Below are 18,367 nucleotides of genomic sequence, written 5' to 3'. Positions count from 1 at the left end.
GGTCACGAGGAAGGGGCCCGATGCTGGAGTTCACGTTCGCCGGCCGGGTGATCGAGTGGCGCGGCCCGGCGCCCTACTACTACCTGCCCGTGCCCGAAGAGGAGTCCGCGGAGATCCGTGAGGTCGCGGCGATGGCCAGCTACGGCTGGGGCGTCATCCCCGTGGTCGCGCGGATCGGCGAGGTCGACTTCGAGACGTCGCTGTTCCCCAAGGACGGCGGCTATCTGCTGCCGCTGAAGGCCGCCGTCCGCAGGCCCCGGCAGATCACCGTCGGCGACGAGATCAGCGTCGAGATGACCGTACGGCTCCCGCACTGATCAGTGCTCGTCGCCCGCCCGGTACACCCCGAACATCGCCGCCTGCGGATCCCGCAGCACCGCGATCCGCGGGCCGTCCGGCACCGAGGTGGGCTCCATGAGGACGGTGCCGCCGGCCTCTGTCGCCGTGGCGTCCACGTCGGCCACCGCGAAATACGGCAGCCAGTGCGGCGGCACCTCGGGCGGGAACTTCTCGTTCATGCGCACCATGCCGCCGAAGTCCGCGCCGTCGATGCCCCATTGCGTGTAGTGCTCCGAAGCGCTGACGCTCCAGCCGAACACGGTCGTATAGAAGCTCTCGGCCCGTTCGGGCGCGCGGGTCAGCAGCTCCACCCACCCCGGTGAGCCGGGCGCGTTGAACAGCCCGGCACCAGGGAAGGCCCGCGCCTGCCACAACTGGAAAGCAGCACCCGCCGGATCGAGCGCCACCGCGAAACGGCCCACGTCGAACACGTCCATCGGACCCAGCAGAACCGTCCCGCCGGCCGCGGTCACCTGCGCGGCTGCGGCATCCGCGTCCGCCACCGCGAGCGACACGTTCCATGCGACGGGCTGCGACTCCTGGTACAGCGGGGTCAGCGCGGCGACCGCGGCGATCCCCAGGTGCGCGGCCGTGTATCCGCCCGCCTCCTGACCCCTCCAGCACGCTGAGCCCGGCCCGCCCTCCGGCCATCCGGCCGAACCCCTCGCGCTCGGCACCGCCCCGACGTACCCTCGCCCACGTACCGCACCGCATGGCGGCCTCCAGCCCACGTCTCCGCTTCCCGGAGGTTCCGCATGCCCGCGCCCACCGTGCGCCCCTTCCGCCGCGACGACCGCGACCAGCTCACCGACCTGATCAACGCACACGTCGCCGCCGTCGTCCCCGGCGTCTCCGTCTCGGTCAACACCGTCCTCAGCGACCTGGAGCGACAGCCCGGCGAGTTCATCACCGACCCCTGGGTCGCCGAGCGCGTCACCCTCGTCGCCGAGCAGCGCCGCCATGTCGTGGCCGCCGCACACCTGCTGCGCTACCGCTCCGGCGCCGAGGTCGGCGAGCACTACCGGGACGCCGGTGAGATCGACTGGTTCGTGTACCGGCCGCCGGCCTCCTTCTGGCCCGACGCCGAGGAAGCCGCGGACCAGCTGATGGCCGCGTGCCTGGCCCAGTTCGCCCGCTGGGACGTACGCGTCCGCTACGCCGACGGCGCCGTCCCGGCCCCGATCGTCTACGGCCTGCCCCGCAACTGGCCGCACATCCGCGCCGTCTACGAACGCTCGGGCTTCCGCCACATCGGAGACACCGAGGTGGTCCTGATCGCGCGGGTGGCCGACCTGCCGGCCCTCGAACCCCGTCCGGGCGTGCGGTTCGAGCGGTCGCTGGGGGAGTGCGGCACCCGTTTCACGGCCTACGTCGACCCCACACGCGCCGCGGGCTTCATCGAGGTCGACACCGCCCTGACCCGCCCCGAACGCCATGCCCGCGCGGCAGGCCTCGCCGACATCGGCAACCTGCACATCGATCCGGCCTCCCACAGCGAGGGCCTGGAGCGACAGCTGCTCGCCCAGGCCGCCGACTGGCTGGGCCTGTGCGGCACGGACCGTCTCTTCGCCTACGAGCAGGCCGACGACAAGGCAGCCGTCGACCTCCTGCTCGCCGCGGGTTTCCGGGAACTGACCCGCACCGACCGCCGCTGGGAACACCGCCCGCACTGAACCCGTCGGGCGACGAGACCACCGAACTGAAATTCCGGACACAAGGGTCGATAATTTCTTCCAGGTCTGCGGAGGGTGGAGCGACATTGATTCGCGTGCTTCTCGTCGAGAACACCCGCCTGGTGCGGGGAGCCTTCGCCGCCCTTCTCTCCGGCGAGGACGACATCGAGGTGGTCGCGGAGGCCGCAGGCGACGGCGAGGTGCTCGCACGGGCGCTGATGTGCCGCCCCGATGTGGCCGTGATCGACGTCGACTCCAAGGAGGGCGAGGAACTCGCCGCGCGGGGCGAGCTGAAGCGGCGGCTGCCCGACTGCCGAGTGATGCTGATGATGGCCTCGACCACACCGGCGCGCCTGCGGCGGATGCTCGATCTGCGCGCTGCCGGGGTGATCAGTACGAACGCTCCGGCGGACCGGCTGATCCACGGCATCCGCAAGCTGGTCAGGGGACAGCGGTTCATCGACCCCGAGTTCGCGCTGGCCGCGCTCGACGCGGGAGCGAACCCGCTGACCCCGCGGGACGTGGAGATCCTGCGGCTGACCGCCGACGGCATCCCCACGCGGGAGGTCGCCGAGCGGTTGTCCTTGTCCGTGGCCACGGTCCGCAACCACCTGTCGGCGATCACCAGGAAGATCGGGGGACGGACCCGGATCGATGCCATTCGGATCGCCAGGGAGTCGGGCTGGGTGTGACCATCGCCCCGAGCGGTGCCGGGGACGGCGGCGCCACGCCCCAGTGGCCGACCAGGTCCCGGTAGAGCGCAGACCCGGTCAGCAGCTCCTGGTGTGTGCCGAGGCCGACCCGTGTGCCGTCCATCACCAGGACCCGGTCGGCCCGTAGCGCCGAGCTGATGCGGTGGGCGACGACGACCAGGGTGCCGGGGCGGCGGGCGAAGGCCTCCTCGGCGATCGCCTCGGCGACCGGATCGAGAGGGCAGGTGGCCTCGTCCAGCAGGGTCAGCCAGGGCGCCGGAAGCAGGGCGCGGGCCAAGGCGAGGAGCTGTCGCTCGCCGGCCGAGAGGTCCCCGGGGGTCACGGGCGGGTCGACGAGGCGCCCGGCCAGCGCGGCCAGCAGCGACTTACCGGCCCCGGAGCGTCCCACGACGGCGACGAGAGCACCGCCGGGGACGACCAGACTCAAGTCCCGGAGCAGGGGACCGTCCGTCCCCAGCACGGTCACCTGCTGGAACTCCAGCCTTCCGGGGCCTTCGGGGAGGCACTCGTGGCCGTAGGCCACGGAGGTTCGGCCAGTACTTCGGCGATCCGCCCCGCCGTCGTACGGGCCTGGGCCAGCTGGTTCACCGACCACAACACGCCGCCGATCCCGACCGCCATGGCGGCGTACTCGCTCGCCGCGAGCACTTCTCCCGGCGTCCACGGGCTTGCTCCTGCGGTTCGTAGAGCAATCTGGCGTTGTGGGGGAACGTTCACCCGGGATCACTCACGAGCATTCCAGAGTCGGCTGCCGTGGCATACCACTGTTCATCATGCGTACGGCGTGAAGTTGTCTCTCCGGACCGTGAACCCCTCCCTGCGGACCGGGAGAAACGGCGGTCCCGGCAGGTTCGTTCCGGGCCGTCAGATGCCCGGCCGGTAGCGGATCGGATGGTCCGCCGGCACCTCCACCAGCACGATCCGTGTCCCGTCCGGATCCGCGATCCACATCTCGACCAGCCCCCACGGCTCCTTCACCGGCGCCCGCACGATCTCGACGCCCTTGGCCCGCAGTTCCTCGTGCGCCGCGGCCGCGTCCTCGACCTGCAGCCACAACTGGACGGCGGGGGAGGACGGAGTCTCGGAGCGGCCCGAGACCTCCAGGAAGCCGCCACCCAGGAAGTAGACGGTGCCGCGCTGCGGCCCCGTGCCGAACTCGCGGTAGACGGCGAGGCCCAACTGCTCGCCGTAGAACGTGCGGGAGCGCTCGGGATCGCTCGGGTGGAGAAGGGTCCGGCTGCTGAGAACGTGCACCATGCATCCGGAGCCTAGGGCCTGTCCGGCGGATCAGATCGGCTGCAAGGTGCGGCGCGTCTTGGCCGACCCGAGCGGGCGCCGGTACGTGCAGCTGCAAGGCGGAGGAGACTGTGACATCAGCCGCTGCCGCGGCGGGCGAGGCGGAGCGTCGGCAACCGACGGCGACGCCGCTGGGGGCCCGGCCCCACGCCTTGAGGCAGTGGGGGAGTGCGTGCCCGGGCCCGCGACGCCGAGCTGATCCATCGGACAGGTCCCAGCGACAGGGTTACCCTCGTCCCTGCCCGTGCCGAGCCAGAAACCGGAGTGCCGCCCATGGAGACCACCGCCGCCGGACTGACCTTCCGCGACGCCACCGACGCCGACGTCGACCTGCTGGTCGCGCTGATCGAGTCGGCGTACCGCGGGGACTCCAGCCGGGCCGGATGGACCACCGAGGCGGACATCCTGCAAGGGCAGCGCACCGACCCGGAGGGCGTGCTCGCCGTCATCAAGTCGCCCGACAGCCGCCTGCTGACGGTCGAGCGGGACGGCGCGGTCGTTGCCTGCTGCCAGCTCGAACACCGCGGTGAACACGCCTACTTCGGGATGTTCGCCGTCAGCCCGCAACTGCAGGGCGCGGGCCTCGGCAAGCTGATCATCACGGAGGCGGAGCGCACGGTGCGCGAGAGCTGGGGCGTGCGCGAGATGCACATGACCGTGATCTCCGTCCGCAACGACCTCATCGCCTGGTACGAGCGCCGCGGCTACCGCCGTACGGGCCGGATGACCCCGTTCCCGTACGGCGACGAGCGCTTCGGCATCCCGCAGCGCGCAGACCTGCAGTTCGAGCTGCTGGTCAAGGAGCTGGTCTGAGGCTCAGGCCGTGAAGCGGCCGGTGCGCTTGATCTCCGGGTAGTCGGTGGTCGCGCCGTCCAGCTGCAGCGCCCGGACGAGCCGCAGATGGTCCTGCGTGTTCACCACCCAGCCGATGATCCGCAGGTCGGCCTTGCGGGCCTGCTCCACGACCTCCAGGGTGAGGCGGCGGATGTTGAGGCAGACGGTCGCGGCACCGGCTTCCACGGCGCGTTCCACGATGTCGGTGCCGTAGCGGCTGCCGATCAGAGCGGTCCGTACGCCCGGCACCAGGCGGGTGACCTCGGCGATCGCCTCGTCGTGGAACGAGGACACCTCGACCCGGGCGACCAGGTCCCGTTTGAGCATGACCTCGGCCAGCGCGCGTGCCGCCGCGATGTCCTTGATCTCGGCCTGCAGCGGTGCCCGCACGGCTTCGAGGACCTCCTCGAAGACCGGGACGCGCTCCCCGCGGCCCGCGTCCAGGGCGCGCAGCTCGGCGAGGGTCTTCTCGGCGATCGGGCCGGTGCCGTCGGTCGTGCGGTCCACGTCGGTGTCGTGCATGACGACGAGGGCGCCGTCCTTGCTCAGATGCAGATCGAGTTCGATCATGTCGAGCCCGGCGTGCTGGGCGGCGACGAAGGAACGGAGGGTGTTCTCGGGTTCGGTACCCATGACTCCGCGATGACCGATGGTAAGGAAGTTCAAGGTTCAACTCGCTTCCGTCGACGGCGGCTCGGCTCCGCGCGCGGACCGGAGCGGACGGCCGCGCGGGCAGAGCCGCAGCCTAACGGCCCGGCCCGGCGATGAACCCGCGCGTACACAGGGGATTGGGGTGCCGCCTGGGGCAGGCCTGGCCTGTACCCGTCGGACGATCACCCTGGCGTGGGCGAGTCCTTCCGGGATTGACCGGTGGCCGGTTTCGGCGCTCCGGCGCCGGGTAGCCGCGCGATACCCAAATGTCTGCCGGATCGGTTTCCGGCAGGAAAAAGTTCGGTGACCATGGAGAGGCGCAGGATAATCTCCCGAGACACCTCTTGCTGAGAGGAAGTCCGTATGTATACGGTCTCCATACGTGAGCTTCTCCCGTGGAGGATGGGACATGACGGAAATTCTTGTGCAGGCGGCTTCGGGGGAGCAGGTTCCTCCCGTGACCAGGGTGGTGGAGCACCCGGCCTGGGCCGTGCTCAAGGATGCCGTGGAGCAGATCCGGCCATGGCAGGCCAAGGACGGATCGATCGACCTGGCGGCCGAAGGCGCGCCCGGGCGCGCGGACGCCGAGGCGGCCGTACGGCGTGTCGTGGAGGCCGTGGAGGAGCTCTCCCCGCTGCTCCCGCACGACGCCGACTACCACGAGGCGCTGGCCAAGGACCTGCTGCGGTGGGCCGAGGGCGGCTTCGAGGTGCCCGACTTCCTCGACTCGCTGCTGGCCTTCCAGCCCGCCGCGAACCGCGCGGACGACCTGCAGCACCTGGTCGTCTTCCCGATGTACACGCAGAACGGCAATCCGGACCGCAACCTGGAGGCGGTCGTGCTGCGCATGGTCTGGCCGGACTGGCTGGCCGAGCTGGAGCGCAGCCGCTACGACAACCCGCTGTTCTGCGGCATCAAGTTCGAGGACTTCACGGCCGGCTACGACACCAACTCGGCCGTCCTCTTCCCGGAGACCATAGCCGTGCGCGAGGCGCCGGAACGTTTCACCTGGGGTGGCATCTTCTGCGACCGTGAGGCCGCCCGCTTCCGCCGGGTCACCGACGCCGCCGTCGACATCCTGGGCCTCGAACTGCCCGAGGACATCGCCGCGATGGTCCACGACCAGAAGCGCTGCGAGGAGGCCTTCGTGCTGTGGGACATGGTCCACGACCGCACCCACAGCCATGGTGACCTGCCCTTCGACCCGTTCATGATCAAGCAGCGGCAGCCGTTCTGGATGTACGGCCTCGAAGAGCTGCGCTGCGACCTCACCGCCTTCAAGGAGGCCGTGAAGCTGCAGGAGGACGGCGTTCCGCAGGCGCGTGACGTGCAGTACGCGGTCCTGTTCGACCGCATGTTCCGCTTCCCGGTCACCGGCGAGCGCGTGCGCAACTACGACGGTCTCGGCGGCCAGCTCCTCTTCGCCTACCTGCACAAGCACGACGTCGTCCGCTGGACCGACAACAAGCTGCACATCGACTGGCAGCGCGCGCCGCAGGTCACCAACCAGCTGTGCGCCGAGATCGAGGACCTCTACCGGGCCGGCATCGACCGCCCGAAGCTGGTCCACTGGTTCGCCGCGTACGACCTGGTGTCGCAGTACCTCGCCCCGCACCCCGGCTCCCGCTGGGCCAAGGGCCCCGACGCCCTTGACCTGAGCCGGCCGCCGCGGAAGCTCGTCGATGACGTGCTTCCGGACGAGTTTCCCCTGAGCATGTTCTATGAGGCCCTCTCCAAGAAGCTGAAGAACGTGATCGCCTCCACCAAGGGCATCACGGCCGAGAGCGCCGAGCGAGTCGCCGCGTGAGCGACCGCAACACCACAACCACTGCTCAGGAGGCGAAGACCATGGCGGGGAACGGAGCTCTCAGCGGTGCGGTGATCGCGGTGGCCGGCGCGGGCGGACCCGCCGGGCGCGCGGCACTGGTCCGGCTCGCGGAGGCGGGTGCGACCGTCGTCGCCGCGGACAACGATCCCGAGCGGCTCGCGGAGGCCGTGGACGCGGCCCGTTACGCGTCCGGGGGCGCCACCGTGACCGGCGAGCCCGTCGACCTGCTGGACCTGGAGTCCACGCGGGAGTGGGCCATGCACATCGAGAAGGAGTTCGGCCGCGTCGACGGCCTGGTCCACCTCGTCGGTGGCTGGCGCGGCAGCGAGACCTTCATCAAGACCAGCCTCGACGACTGGGACTTTCTGGAGCTGCTGCTCATCCGCACCGTGCAGCACACCTCCCTCGCCTTCTCCGAGGCGCTGCAGCGCAGCGAGCGCGGCCGCTACGTCCTGATCAGCGCGGCGGGCGCGACCAGGCCCACCGCGGGCAACGCCGCGTACGCCGCCGCCAAGGCCGCCGCCGAGGCGTGGACCCTGGCCATGGCCGACTTCTTCCGCAAGGCGGGAGGCGCCGAGGGGCCCACGTCGGCGGCTGCGATCCTGGTGGTGAAGGCGTTGGTGCACGAGGCGATGCGCGCCGAGCGACCCAATGCGAAGTTCGCGGGCTTCACGGACGTCAAGGAGCTGGCCGAGGCCATCGCCGACGTCTGGAGCAAGCCCGCCGCCGAAGTGAACGGAAAGCGTCTGTGGCTGACCGAGAAGCCGTGAACCCCGCGAGGACCGACGCGCGTCGCCATCACGACCCGGAGGTCCGCGGCTTCGCCAGCGACAACTACGCCGGGGCCCACCCGGAGGTGCTCGCCGCCCTGGCCCTGGCCAACGGCGGGCACCAGGTCGCGTACGGCGAGGACGACTACACCGACAACCTCCAGGGCATCATCCGCAGCCACTTCGGGGCCACGGCCGAGGCCTTCCCGGTCTTCAACGGCACCGGCGCGAACGTCGTCGCGCTCCAGGCCGTCACCGACCGCTGGGGCGCGGTGATCTGCGCCGAGAGCGCGCACATCAACGTCGACGAAGGCGGCGCACCGGAGCGCATGGGCGGCCTCAAGCTGCTGACGGTGCCGACTCCGGACGGCAAGCTCACCCCCGAACTGATCGACAGGCAGGCGTACGGCTGGGACGACGAGCACCGGGCGATGCCGCAGGTCGTCTCGATCACCCAGAGCACGGAGCTCGGCACGCTCTACACGCCCGACGAGATCCGCGCGATCTGCGAGCACGCCCATGCGCACGGCATGAAGGTGCACCTGGACGGCTCCCGCATAGCCAATGCGGCCGCGTCCCTGGACGTCCCGATGCGGACGTTCACCAACGCGGTCGGCGTCGACATCCTCTCCCTGGGCGGGACGAAGAACGGCGCACTGTTCGGCGAGGCGGTCGTCGTCATCAACCAGGACGCCGTCAGCCACATGAAGCACCTGCGCAAGCTGTCCATGCAGCTCGCCTCCAAGATGCGTTTCGTCTCGGTGCAGTTGGAGGCCCTGCTCGCCAAGGACCTGTGGCTGCGCAACGCCCGCCACTCCAACGAGATGGCCCAGCGCCTGGCCGAGGGCGTGCGCGCCGTGCACGGCGTGGAGATCCTCTACCCGGTTCAGGCCAACGGGGTGTTCGCCAAGCTCCCGCACGACGTGAGCGAGCGGCTGCAGAAGCGGTTCCGCTTCTACTTCTGGGACGAGGCCGCGGGCGTCGTGCGCTGGATGTGCGCCTTCGACACCACCGAGGACGACGTGGACGCGTTCGTGGCGGCGCTCAAGGAGGAGATGGCGCGTTAGGTCTCCGTCAAGCCTCCGCGGCGGCAGTATCGGTGCAGAACGACCGGCGGTATGCCATGAGGCATGGACGCGACCATCCGCAACCCGTGGACGAACGGGCTGAGGTGCGCCGGGCTCCTGATGCTCGGCGCAGTGGTCCTCAGCCTCGTCACGGAGGCTCCGGAACCTTTCGGGCTCTTTCTCTGCCCTGTGCCGGCGGTGGCTGTGACATGGCTGGCCTGGCGCGCCCTCTCCAGTCGGCTGCGGGTGTCCCGCGACGGCATCCGCAGCCGTGGACTGGGGCGGACCCGGTTCGTGGCGTGGGACGACCTGGTGGTGGTCGAGAGCGGGATCGACTGGTGGACGAACGGCGCCCTGTGGGAGTGCCCGGTGGCGATCCTCTTCGACGGGAGCGTCGTGACCCTCACGGGCGTGCACGGCTTGCGCAGCGAGGGCGAGTCACGAGTCGATCGGATCGCGAAGGACCTGAACAGGATGTGCGACGAGAGGTGAGCGGCGAGTGGTGAGCAATGCATGAATATGCATTGCTCCGTAAATTGATTGACTGGTGGGTGATCGTATTTCTATGCTCTGCGGGCATGGAGCTGATCCAGAAAACCCCTGACCTGTCCGCCTACTTGTCTGCTGACGAGGTCATCGATCATGGCCATCCAGTGGTACGGGAGACGGCTGCCCGTCTGGCCCGGGGCGTACCGGACTCGTATGCCTATGCGCGGGCTGCCTTCGAGTACGTACGTGACGCCATCCCGCACTCCCAGGACTCGGGCGATCTGCGCGTCACCTGGCGGGCCTCCGACGTGCTGCGGCTGGGTACCGGCATCTGTTACGCCAAGGCCCACGCCCTCGCCGCCCTGCTGCGGGCCGAGGACATCCCCACGGCGCTCTGCTACCAGAGGCTGGCGCACGACGACGGCGGCGGCCATGCCGTGCACGGTCTGATCGCCGTCCGCTTCAACGGCGCCTGGCACCGGCAGGATCCGCGCGGCAATAAACCGGGTGTCGATGCCCAGTTCTCCCTCGATGGTGAGCGGCTGGCCTGGATCCCCGATCCGGAGTCCAATGAGGTGGACTATCCAGTCCTGTACGCTGAACCGCATCCGGCGGTCATCGAGGCCCTCACGGCCGCCCCCGACAGGCCCCATCTCTGGAAGACGCTCCCCACCGCACTCTGAGGCAGACCATGACGCTCTCCCTGACCGTGTCCGAAGAGGTACGCGCCCTCGCCCCCGGATTCACCCATGTCGCCGTCGAGGCGCACGGCCTCGTCAACGGGCCCAGCACCGAGGAGAGTTCGGCCCTCCTGGACGAGGCGGCCGCCCGCCTCACCGCCCGCCTGGACGGGCGCGCCCCGCACGAGGACCCGCACATGGCGGCCTGGCGCGAGATCTACACGGCGTTCGGCTCCAAGCCCTCGCGCACCCGCAATTCGGCCGAGGCGCTGGCGAAAAGGGCTCTGTCGGACGCCGGACTGCCTCGCATCAATCTGCTCGTCGACCTCTACAACGCCATCAGCGTCGCCCACCTGATCCCCGTCGGAGGCGAGGACACCGACCGCATCCAGGGCGGCATGAGGCTCGTACGGGCCACCGGCGACGAGGACTTCGTGACCGTGGCCGGTGGCGAGGAGGTCGTTGAACACCCCGACGCGGGCGAGGTGGTGTGGCGCGACGAGGCGGGCGTGACCTGCCGCCGCTGGAACTGGCGCCAGGGCCCGCGCACCCGCCTCACCGAAGACACCGTCGCGGGCATCTTCCTGCTGGAGAGCCTGGCCCCGATGCCGGTCGCCGAGGTCGAGAGGGCAGGTGCGGAACTCGCCGAACTGCTGGAGAAGTTCAGCCCCGGGGCACGGATCACCGTCCGCGCTCCGGCGTGACGATTGCGTGGGCTTTGGCCGCCTGGCCCGTTCGGGGTGGGTGTCGTTCCGGTGTGACGGTCCGGCATCGACCCAATGTCGTCCGCAGCCTGAGGGCTTGGGGTGCCCTGGTGTGACGGGGTCAGTGGGGCGTGTGGAACTGGCGGAATCTGTCGGCGACGTTTCAGCCCGGGGCGCGGATCACCGTCCGTGCCCCGGCGTGACGATTCAGCGGGCCTCGGCCGCCTTCACCTCTTCGGGGGTCGGCGCCGTGCCGCCGAGATGGGCGGGCATCCACCACGTGTCGTCCGGGCCCTTGGGCCGTACGGGATAGGCGCGCTGCGCCGCCTCCAGGAGCTCCTGGACGCGCTCGCGCAGCCGCCGGGTGATGGCGCCCGCGTACTGGTCCTGGGGGGCCTCCACCGGCTCGCCCACCCGGATGGTGATCGGCGTGTGGCTGCGCTTGAAGTTGCGCGGGTGGCCCTTGGTCCACAGCCGCTGGGTGCCCCACAGTGCCACCGGGATGAGCGGGACGCCGGCTTCCTGGGCCATGCGCGCGGCACCCGACTTGAAGCTCTTCAGGGTGAAGGACTGCGAGATGGTCGCCTCGGGGAAGACGCCCACGATCTCGCCGGAACGCAGCGACTGCAGCGCGTGCTGGTACGCCGCCTCGCCGTTCTTGCGGTCCACCGGGATGTGCTTCATGCCGCGCATCAGCGGACCGGAGATCTTGTGCCGGAACACCGATTCCTTCGCCATGAAACGCACCAGGCGCTTCTGCGGCAGCGCGGCCAGACCGTCGAAGATGAAGTCCAGATAGCTGATGTGATTGCTCACCAGCACGGCGCCGCCCGACCGCGGAATGTTCTCCGATCCCCTGCAGTCGATCTTGAGGTCCCAGGCCTTGAACAACGTTTGGGCGAGACCGACGACGGGACGGTAGACAAGCTCAGCCATGGACGGGGTGGACCCTTCTCTCTGCCTGGATGGGTTCTCCCGGCGGGAAGTTACGCAGCCGTAGGTTTACGGCATTGCGCAGATCGTGCCCCAAGAACGAACGGGTGGCCAGTCCTGGCGCCGCAGAACGGCGAGATCCTCGTCACGTCCGACAATTGATCCACCTCGGACTTTTAAGCCGCCTTTACTCCGTACGGACCGTCACCCGCCGTACGAGCAGGTACATCTCGCAGCCCAGGCAGTACCCGAACGCGGCATTGAGGAAGGCGGCAGCGAGCGCGGCGGCGGTCGCCGCGAGCCCCAGCCAGGCCGGACCCACCGCGAAACCGACCAGCCCCACGCCGGCGAAGACCAGCCCCACCGCCTGCGCGAACCGCGGCGGCTCCGGCGACTCGAACTCGCTCGGCGGCCCGAGCCGCGGACGTACCACCTTCCGGAACAGCCAGCCGTACGGCGAACGGCCCACCCCGCCCGCCGCGCCCAGCGCGAACGCCAGCGTCTGCCAGGCCAGCAGCCAGGCGCTCCCGGTGATCAGCACGACCGCCAGCACGACGGTCGTCACGGCCGCCCCGAAGCGGGGCCCCCTCACGTCAATGTCCATGAAGCAAGCATTCCGCATGGGAAAAGATCCGGGGAGGCGGGAATCTTTGCAGTCTCGTGAATGCTTGTGCAGGTGATGACCGGACTTGTGGTGTGCGCAGTGGTGCTCGTGGCGGCGAGCGCCTACGGAGTGATTCATCGGCAGCGGAGCGGGAGGGTACGCGTGCGTGGGCGCGACGGCGGGAAGCGGCTCGGCGCGGCCGAGTTGGGTGAGGAACTCGGTGAACGCGCCACGCTCGTGCAGTTCTCCAGCGCCTTCTGTGCGCCCTGCCGGGCCACCCGACGCGTCCTCGGCGAGGTGGCCGGCATGGTCCCGGGCGTGACCCACGTCGAGATCGACGCCGAGGAACACCTGGGCCTGGTGCGCGAACTCGACATCCTGAAGACCCCCACCGTGCTGGTCCTGGACGCCGACGGCCGGGTTGTAAGGCGCGCCACCGGCCTGCCGCGCAAGGCCGACGTCATCGCCGCACTGGGGGAGGCGGTCTGACGGCTGTGACGCGGACGGTGAGGCATCTCCCAGATGCCGGAACGTACTTGACTGTGCGCACCACCTATCGTCAGCCTGACCGTATGCCTACGGAACTCCTTCTCTACGGGCGGGTGCACGTCGACCTCGCCCGCACTGCGAGCGCGCGCTGTCCGAGCTGTTGAGCAGCCACGACATCGCTCGCCCCTCCTCGTAGAAGGACAACTCCATGACGGCCACGCCCGACCTCGGCACCCGTACCCCTCAGCTCGCCTCTCCCGACCTGCTGCGCTCCGTCTTCCGGCGGCACGCGGCAGGAGTCGCCGTGATCACCGCGCGGGGCGACGCCGGCCCGGTCGGCTTCACCGCCACCTCGCTCACCTCCGTCTCCGCCGAACCGCCGCTGCTGTCCTTCGGCATCAGCACCGGTGCCTCCAGCTGGCCGGCGATATCGGCGACCGACCACATCGGCGTCCACATACTCGGCGAGCATCAGCAGGACCTGGCGGCCACCTTCGCCAGGAGCGGCGCCGACCGCTTCGGCGCGTCCACCGCCTGGCGTACGGGCCCCGAAGGCGTTCCGGTGCTCGACGACGTCCTCGCCTGGCTGGTGTGCCGGATCGTCGGCCGGGTCCCCGCCGGGGACCACCGCATCGTGCTGGCCGAGGTCGTGCTCGGTGACCCCACGGGCCCCGGCCGCCCGCTCGTCTACCACCAGGGGCGTTTCAACGGCCTGCGGGACTGACCGCCTGGCCGCTCCGCCTGCGAAGCGGTCGAGTTCCGATTACGCTGCGTTGCAAAGGTCACAGTTCAAAGCGCTTGCTTAGCGGGAATGAACTGGGTGTACTGACGAGTAATATTTCGCTCGGAGCGCGGGTCGCCCCGATCGGGATCGGCCGCTTGAGGCGCCTATGCTGCCTGAAAGTAGGCAGCACCGAAATGACGATTGCAGTAGGAGAGCCGGCGTGAGCTTGAGGATCGTTGTCACTGTGAAGTACGTGCCCGACGCCACTGGCGACCGGCACTTCGCCGATGACCTGACCGTCGACCGGGACGACGTGGACGGTCTGCTCTCCGAGCTGGACGAGTACGCGGTCGAGCAGGCGCTGCAGATCTCCGAGAACTCCGACGACGACGTGGAGATCACCGTCCTGACCGTCGGGCCCGAGGACGCGAAGGACGCGCTGCGCAAGGCGCTGTCCATGGGCGCCGACAAGGCCATCCACGTCGAGGACGACGACCTGCACGGCACGGATGCGATCGGCACCTCGCTGGTGCTGGCGAAGGCGATCGAGAAGGCCGGCTACGACCTGGTGGTGTCCGGGATGGCCTCCACCGACGGCACCGCCGGCATCGTGCCCGCGCTGCTGGCCGAGCGGCTGGGTGTCCCGCAGGTGACCCTGCTGTCCGAGGTGAGCGTCGAGGACGGCACGGTCAAGGGCCGCCGCGACGGGGATGCCGCGTCCGAGCAGCTGGAGGCGCAGCTTCCGGCGGTCGTGTCGGTGACCGACCAGTCGGGTGAGGCGCGCTACCCGTCCTTCAAGGGCATCATGGCGGCCAAGAAGAAGCCGGTCGAGTCGTGGGACCTGTCCGACCTGGAGATCGACGCCGAAGAGGTCGGTCTGGCGGGTGCCTGGACGAAGGTCGAGTCGGCGGCCGAGCGCCCGGCCCGCACCGCGGGCACGATCGTCAAGGACGAGGGCGAGGGCGGCAAGCAGCTCGCCGAGTTCCTCGCGAGCCAGAAGTTCATCTAAGGGCCCTTGGCCCCTTCGAGGCTCAACTCCCTTACCGCCCCTCAGACTTCGTATCCCGCAGGAGAGCAATCCCATGGCTGAAGTTCTCGTCTACGTCGACCACGTGGACGGTGCCGTCCGCAAGCCCACCCTGGAGCTGCTGACCCTCGCTCGTCGCATCGGCGAGCCGGTCGCCGTCGCGCTCGGCAACGGCGCCGGTGACACCGCCGCCGCGCTCGCCGAGCACGGCGCCGTCAAGGTCCTCACGCACGAGGCCGCCGAGTACGCCGACTACCTGGTCGTCCCCAAGGTCGACGCGCTGCAGGCCGCCTACGAGGCCGTCTCCCCGGCCGCCGTCCTGGTCCCCTCGTCCGCGGAGGGCAAGGAGATCGCCGCGCGGCTCGCGCTGCGCATCGGCTCCGGCATCATCACCGACGCCGTCGACCTGGAAGCCTCGGATGAGGGCCCGGTCGCCACCCAGTCGGTGTTCGCCGCCTCCTTCACCACCAAGTCCCGTATCAGCAAGGGCACGCCGGTCATCACGGTCAAGCCCAACTCCGCCGCGGTGGAGGCCGCCCCGGCCGCCGGCGCGGTCGAGGCGCTCGCGGTCACCTTCTCGGAGAAGGCGACCGGCACCAAGGTCACCGCCCGCACCCCGCGGGAGTCGACCGGGCGTCCGGAGCTGACCGAGGCCGCGATCGTGGTCTCCGGCGGCCGTGGCGTCAACGGCGCCGAGAACTTCCCGATCATCGAGGCCCTGGCCGACTCGCTCGGCGCGGCCGTCGGTGCCTCGCGTGCGGCGGTGGACGCGGGCTGGTACCCGCACACCAACCAGGTCGGCCAGACCGGCAAGTCCGTCTCCCCGCAGCTGTACATCGCCAACGGCATCTCCGGCGCGATCCAGCACCGGGCCGGCATGCAGACCTCGAAGACGATCGTGGCGGTCAACAAGGACGCCGAGGCCCCGATCTTCGACCTGGTCGACTACGGCGTGGTCGGCGACCTCTTCGACGTCGTCCCGCAGCTGACCGAGGAGATCAACGCCCGCAAGGGCTGATCACCCGAAGGCCGGCCGAGGCCCCCGCGACTGCACGAACAGTCGCGGGGGCCTCGGCTCATTCGAGACTGAGCGAGGCCTGCACGGGCAGATGGTCGCTCGGGAACTGGCCGTCGGCGGAGAAGGTGTCGACCGACGCTCGGTGCGTCGTCACCCAGGGCGTGGTGAGGATCCAGTCGATGCGGTCGCCGTCCGGAGTGAGCCCCTTGTAGCCGTGGAAGGTCCCGTACGGTGCACTGCGGTGCGCCGCCGCGTCCCAGGTGTCGAGGAGCCCCGAGCCCACCAGCGTGTCGTAGACCGGGTTCCGGTGCGCGGCGACGTTGAAGTCGCCGGTCACCACGGCCGGAAGCGAGCGGTCGAGCTGGGCGATCCGCTGGATCATCAGGGTGGCGCTGCGCTCGCGTGCGTACTGGCTCGCGTGGTCGAAGTGGGTGTTGAGGACATAGAACTCCCGTCCGCCGTCGGCGAGATCGCGGAAGCGGACCCAGGTGACGATGCGGGGGAAGGCGGCGCCCCAGGTGTTCGAGCGGATGACTTCCGGGGTGTCGGAGAGCCAGAAGGTGTAGTGCTCGACGGGGGCCAGGCGCCGGGTGTCGTAGAAGATCGCCGTGGACTCGTCGCGGCTGCCGCCCTCGCGGCCGGTGCCGATCCAGTCGTAGGACGGGCCGAGGTCGGAGTCGATGTCCCGCAGCTGCTGGTAGAGGCCCTCCTGCGTGCCGATGACGTGGGGGTGCGCGCGACGCAGCAGGTCACGCATCACCGGTCTGCGGTCGCTCCAGCTGTTGGGTTCCTTCGTGCTCGCGAAACGTAAGTTGAAGGTCATGACCTCGAGACGGGGCGCCCGGTGCGCCTCGGTCGAGGAGGGCGGCGCGGGCGCGACGGACGCCGACGAGGCGGAGATCGCGGCGCTGGAGAGCGGCACGGTGACCGCCGCGGCCAAGACGGCCTTGAGGCCCAGACGGCGGGTGACTCGGCGATGGTTCGGCACGGAGGCTCCTTCGGTGGCGGCAGCCGGACGTGTCGTGCGAGGGGCGAGTCGTGCGTAGGGAAGTGTCATACCCGGGGGTGAGATGGGCGTGAACATGCCGAGATCGCGGCGTTGCTCCCCGTGGACATGGTGTTGACCACCGGAAGGCGCCCAGATAACTTCATTCTACGGATTGTTGATTCCGCACAGTGGAAAACAGGAGGGTATGGGATGGGTCAGGGTCAGCAGGAGAAGGTGGCGACGAGCCTCGCAGGCGCGATCAGCGAGGAGATCAGCGCCTCCCTCGCCCCGGTCGACGCCGAACTGGAGCGCCGCTACCCGGGGGACCCCGGCACCCGCCAGCCCGTCCACACCGTCTACGTCCCCGGTGACGTCTTCGCCGCCGACACCATCCGTTCCTGGGGCGACCAGGCCCTTGCGGCCCTCGACGAACACGCCCCGGACGCCGCCTCCTTCGCCGCCGTCCTCGGCCTGTCCGACGAGCTCGCCGAGCCCGTCTACGCGCGCGTGCGCGCCAAGCTGGAGCGTGAGCCCATCGAGGACCTGCGCGTCGACTTCGAGGACGGCTACGGCCCCCGCCCGGACGCCGAGGAGGACGAGGCGGCGGCCCGCGCGGCCCGGCTGATCGCGGAGGCGTACGCGAAGGGGACTGCGGCCCCGTACATGGGCATCCGCATGAAGTGCATGGAGGCACCGGTACGCGACCGGGGCATCCGCACCCTCGACATCTTCCTCAGCGGCCTGATGGAGGCCGGCGGGCTGCCCGAGGGACTGGTGCTGACGCTGCCCAAGGTGACGTACGCCGAACAGGTCACCGCCATGGTGCGGCTGCTGGAGGCCTTCGAGAAGGCGCGCGGGCTCGAGCCCGGCCGGATCGGCTTCGAGATCCAGATCGAGACCAGCCAGTCCATCCTCGCGACCGACGGCACCGCGACCGTCGCGCGCATGATCCAGGCCGGCGAGGGCCGCGCCACCGGACTGCACTACGGCACCTTCGACTACAGCGCCTGCCTCGGCGTCTCGGCCGCCTACCAGGCCAGCGACCACCCGGCCGCCGACCACGCCAAGGCGATCATGCAGGTCGCGGCCGCGGGGACGGGCGTCCGGGTGTCGGACGGCTCGACCAACGTGCTGCCCGTGGGCCCTACGGCCAAGGTCCACGACGCCTGGCGCCTGCACTACGGCCTCACCCGCCGCGCGCTCGCCCGCGCCTACTACCAGGGCTGGGACATGCACCCCGGCCACATCCCCACCCGGTACGCGGCCGTCTTCGCCTTCTACCGCGAGGGCTTCGAGCAGGCCGCCGCCCGCCTCGCGCGGTACGCGAACCGGGCCGGCGGCGACGTCATGGACGAGCCCGCCACCGCCAAGGCCCTCAGCGGCTATCTGCTGCGGGGTCTGGACTGCGGCGCGCTGGACATCGCCGAGGTCGCCCGCCTGACCGGTCTGACTCGCACCGATCTGGAGGGCTTTGCGGCACCCCGGCGCGGCGACCTGACCGCGTCCGCCAAGTAGCAGACCCGTCACAGCAGTCACCACC

Annotated in this window: 23 protein-coding genes; 15 read left to right on the top strand and 8 right to left on the bottom strand. The window is 70.0% G+C overall.

The window, feature by feature from the left end; all coding sequences use genetic code 11:
- The first annotated feature begins 23 nt into the window (after positions 1-23).
- Positions 24-317: a DUF1905 domain-containing protein gene (locus tag EDD92_RS05910; RefSeq protein WP_123970286.1), complete on the top strand. Its 294-nt coding sequence runs from the start codon at positions 24-26 to the stop codon at positions 315-317.
- Here EDD92_RS05910 and EDD92_RS05905 read toward each other — a convergent pair whose 3' ends face one another.
- On the bottom strand, positions 318-1,016 hold the full coding sequence (locus EDD92_RS05905; protein WP_260326338.1) for a VOC family protein: 699 nt from the start codon (positions 1,014-1,016) through the stop codon (positions 318-320).
- 78 nt (positions 1,017-1,094) lie between these two features.
- Between EDD92_RS05905 and EDD92_RS05900 the strand changes: the two genes are divergently transcribed.
- Both EDD92_RS05900 and EDD92_RS05895 read left to right on the top strand, forming a co-directional pair.
- Entirely contained in the window at positions 1,095-2,012 is a 918-nt protein-coding gene (locus EDD92_RS05900; RefSeq protein WP_123963325.1) for a GNAT family N-acetyltransferase, read from the top strand.
- Between the two features lie 95 nt (positions 2,013-2,107).
- Positions 2,108-2,704 (top strand): response regulator transcription factor, encoded by a 597-nt coding sequence (locus tag EDD92_RS05895; RefSeq protein ID WP_234341283.1) that lies wholly within the window; start codon positions 2,108-2,110, stop codon positions 2,702-2,704.
- Here the strand turns inward: EDD92_RS05895 and EDD92_RS49765 are convergent.
- From EDD92_RS49765 to EDD92_RS05885, 3 genes are all read right to left on the bottom strand, one after another.
- Positions 2,634-3,191, bottom strand: a complete 558-nt coding sequence (locus EDD92_RS49765) for a hypothetical protein (RefSeq protein ID WP_399182003.1) — start codon at positions 3,189-3,191, stop codon at positions 2,634-2,636. The genes EDD92_RS05895 and EDD92_RS49765 overlap by 71 nt on opposite strands.
- Positions 3,188-3,373 carry a hypothetical protein gene (locus EDD92_RS49760; protein ID WP_185123946.1) on the bottom strand — a complete coding sequence of 62 codons (186 nt, stop codon included), beginning with the start codon at positions 3,371-3,373 and terminating at the stop codon, positions 3,188-3,190. Before EDD92_RS49760 ends, EDD92_RS49765 begins: the two co-directional genes overlap by 4 nt.
- A gap of 216 nt (positions 3,374-3,589) precedes the next feature.
- Positions 3,590-3,982, bottom strand: a complete 393-nt coding sequence (locus EDD92_RS05885) for a VOC family protein (protein WP_123963323.1) — start codon at positions 3,980-3,982, stop codon at positions 3,590-3,592.
- 312 nt (positions 3,983-4,294) lie between these two features.
- On the opposite strand from EDD92_RS05885, the gene EDD92_RS05880 reads away from it, so the two are divergent.
- Positions 4,295-4,834, top strand: coding sequence for a GNAT family N-acetyltransferase (locus EDD92_RS05880; protein WP_123963322.1), 540 nt, complete (start codon positions 4,295-4,297; stop codon positions 4,832-4,834).
- A 3-nt stretch (positions 4,835-4,837) separates the two neighbouring features.
- Here the strand turns inward: EDD92_RS05880 and EDD92_RS05875 are convergent, their stop codons facing one another.
- Positions 4,838-5,521 (bottom strand): glycerophosphodiester phosphodiesterase family protein, encoded by a 684-nt coding sequence (locus tag EDD92_RS05875; protein ID WP_030931069.1) that lies wholly within the window; start codon positions 5,519-5,521, stop codon positions 4,838-4,840.
- A gap of 394 nt (positions 5,522-5,915) precedes the next feature.
- Between EDD92_RS05875 and EDD92_RS05870 the strand changes: the two genes are divergently transcribed.
- The 6 genes from EDD92_RS05870 (at position 5,916) to EDD92_RS05845 (ending at position 11,044) form a co-directional block, all read left to right on the top strand.
- The gene (locus EDD92_RS05870; protein WP_123963321.1) at positions 5,916-7,313 is read left to right on the top strand and encodes a DUF6421 family protein; all 1,398 of its coding nucleotides are present in this window, start codon (positions 5,916-5,918) and stop codon (positions 7,311-7,313) included.
- Between the two features lie 41 nt (positions 7,314-7,354).
- Positions 7,355-8,104, top strand: a complete 750-nt coding sequence (locus tag EDD92_RS05865) for an SDR family oxidoreductase (RefSeq protein WP_123970285.1) — start codon at positions 7,355-7,357, stop codon at positions 8,102-8,104.
- Complete coding sequence (locus EDD92_RS05860) at positions 8,101-9,171, top strand: low specificity L-threonine aldolase (RefSeq protein WP_123963320.1); 1,071 nt, start codon at positions 8,101-8,103, stop codon at positions 9,169-9,171. Before EDD92_RS05865 ends, EDD92_RS05860 begins: the two co-directional genes overlap by 4 nt.
- Positions 9,172-9,234: 63 nt before the next feature.
- Positions 9,235-9,663, top strand: coding sequence for a PH domain-containing protein (locus EDD92_RS05855; protein ID WP_123963319.1), 429 nt, complete (start codon positions 9,235-9,237; stop codon positions 9,661-9,663).
- Positions 9,664-9,749: 86 nt separating this feature from the next.
- A complete protein-coding gene (locus EDD92_RS05850) occupies positions 9,750-10,343 on the top strand; it encodes a transglutaminase family protein (protein ID WP_123963318.1) in 594 nt (197 codons plus the stop codon).
- A gap of 8 nt (positions 10,344-10,351) precedes the next feature.
- Positions 10,352-11,044, top strand: coding sequence for a B3/4 domain-containing protein (locus tag EDD92_RS05845; RefSeq protein ID WP_123963317.1), 693 nt, complete (start codon positions 10,352-10,354; stop codon positions 11,042-11,044).
- A gap of 207 nt (positions 11,045-11,251) precedes the next feature.
- Here EDD92_RS05845 and EDD92_RS05840 read toward each other — a convergent pair whose 3' ends face one another.
- Positions 11,252-11,980, bottom strand: a complete 729-nt coding sequence (locus tag EDD92_RS05840; protein ID WP_123963316.1) for a 1-acyl-sn-glycerol-3-phosphate acyltransferase — start codon at positions 11,978-11,980, stop codon at positions 11,252-11,254.
- A 184-nt stretch (positions 11,981-12,164) separates the two neighbouring features.
- On the bottom strand, positions 12,165-12,581 hold the full coding sequence (locus EDD92_RS05835; RefSeq protein WP_123963315.1) for a DUF4395 domain-containing protein: 417 nt from the start codon (positions 12,579-12,581) through the stop codon (positions 12,165-12,167).
- 75 nt (positions 12,582-12,656) lie between these two features.
- On the opposite strand from EDD92_RS05835, the gene EDD92_RS05830 reads away from it, so the two are divergent.
- From EDD92_RS05830 to EDD92_RS05815, 4 genes are all read left to right on the top strand, one after another.
- Entirely contained in the window at positions 12,657-13,070 is a 414-nt protein-coding gene (locus EDD92_RS05830) for a thioredoxin family protein (RefSeq protein WP_123963314.1), read from the top strand.
- A gap of 208 nt (positions 13,071-13,278) precedes the next feature.
- Positions 13,279-13,794, top strand: coding sequence for a flavin reductase family protein (locus EDD92_RS05825; protein WP_123963313.1), 516 nt, complete (start codon positions 13,279-13,281; stop codon positions 13,792-13,794).
- Positions 13,795-14,014: 220 nt separating this feature from the next.
- Positions 14,015-14,803, top strand: coding sequence for an electron transfer flavoprotein subunit beta/FixA family protein (locus tag EDD92_RS05820; RefSeq protein WP_123963312.1), 789 nt, complete (start codon positions 14,015-14,017; stop codon positions 14,801-14,803).
- 73 nt (positions 14,804-14,876) lie between these two features.
- On the top strand, positions 14,877-15,839 hold the full coding sequence (locus EDD92_RS05815; protein WP_123963311.1) for an electron transfer flavoprotein subunit alpha/FixB family protein: 963 nt from the start codon (positions 14,877-14,879) through the stop codon (positions 15,837-15,839).
- A gap of 58 nt (positions 15,840-15,897) precedes the next feature.
- Here the strand turns inward: EDD92_RS05815 and EDD92_RS05810 are convergent, their stop codons facing one another.
- The gene (locus EDD92_RS05810; RefSeq protein ID WP_123963310.1) at positions 15,898-16,827 is read right to left on the bottom strand and encodes an endonuclease/exonuclease/phosphatase family protein; all 930 of its coding nucleotides are present in this window, start codon (positions 16,825-16,827) and stop codon (positions 15,898-15,900) included.
- A gap of 210 nt (positions 16,828-17,037) precedes the next feature.
- Between EDD92_RS05810 and EDD92_RS05805 the strand changes: the two genes are divergently transcribed.
- Positions 17,038-18,342: a DUF6986 family protein gene (locus EDD92_RS05805; protein ID WP_123963309.1), complete on the top strand. Its 1,305-nt coding sequence runs from the start codon at positions 17,038-17,040 to the stop codon at positions 18,340-18,342.
- Positions 18,343-18,367: the final 25 nt, after the last annotated feature.

It is taken from the genome of Streptomyces sp. TLI_185, assembly GCF_003814765.1.
Classification (GTDB): domain Bacteria; phylum Actinomycetota; class Actinomycetes; order Streptomycetales; family Streptomycetaceae; genus Streptomyces.
Note: the sequence above shows the minus strand (reverse complement) of the source record. Positions and strands in the feature narration are given on the sequence as shown.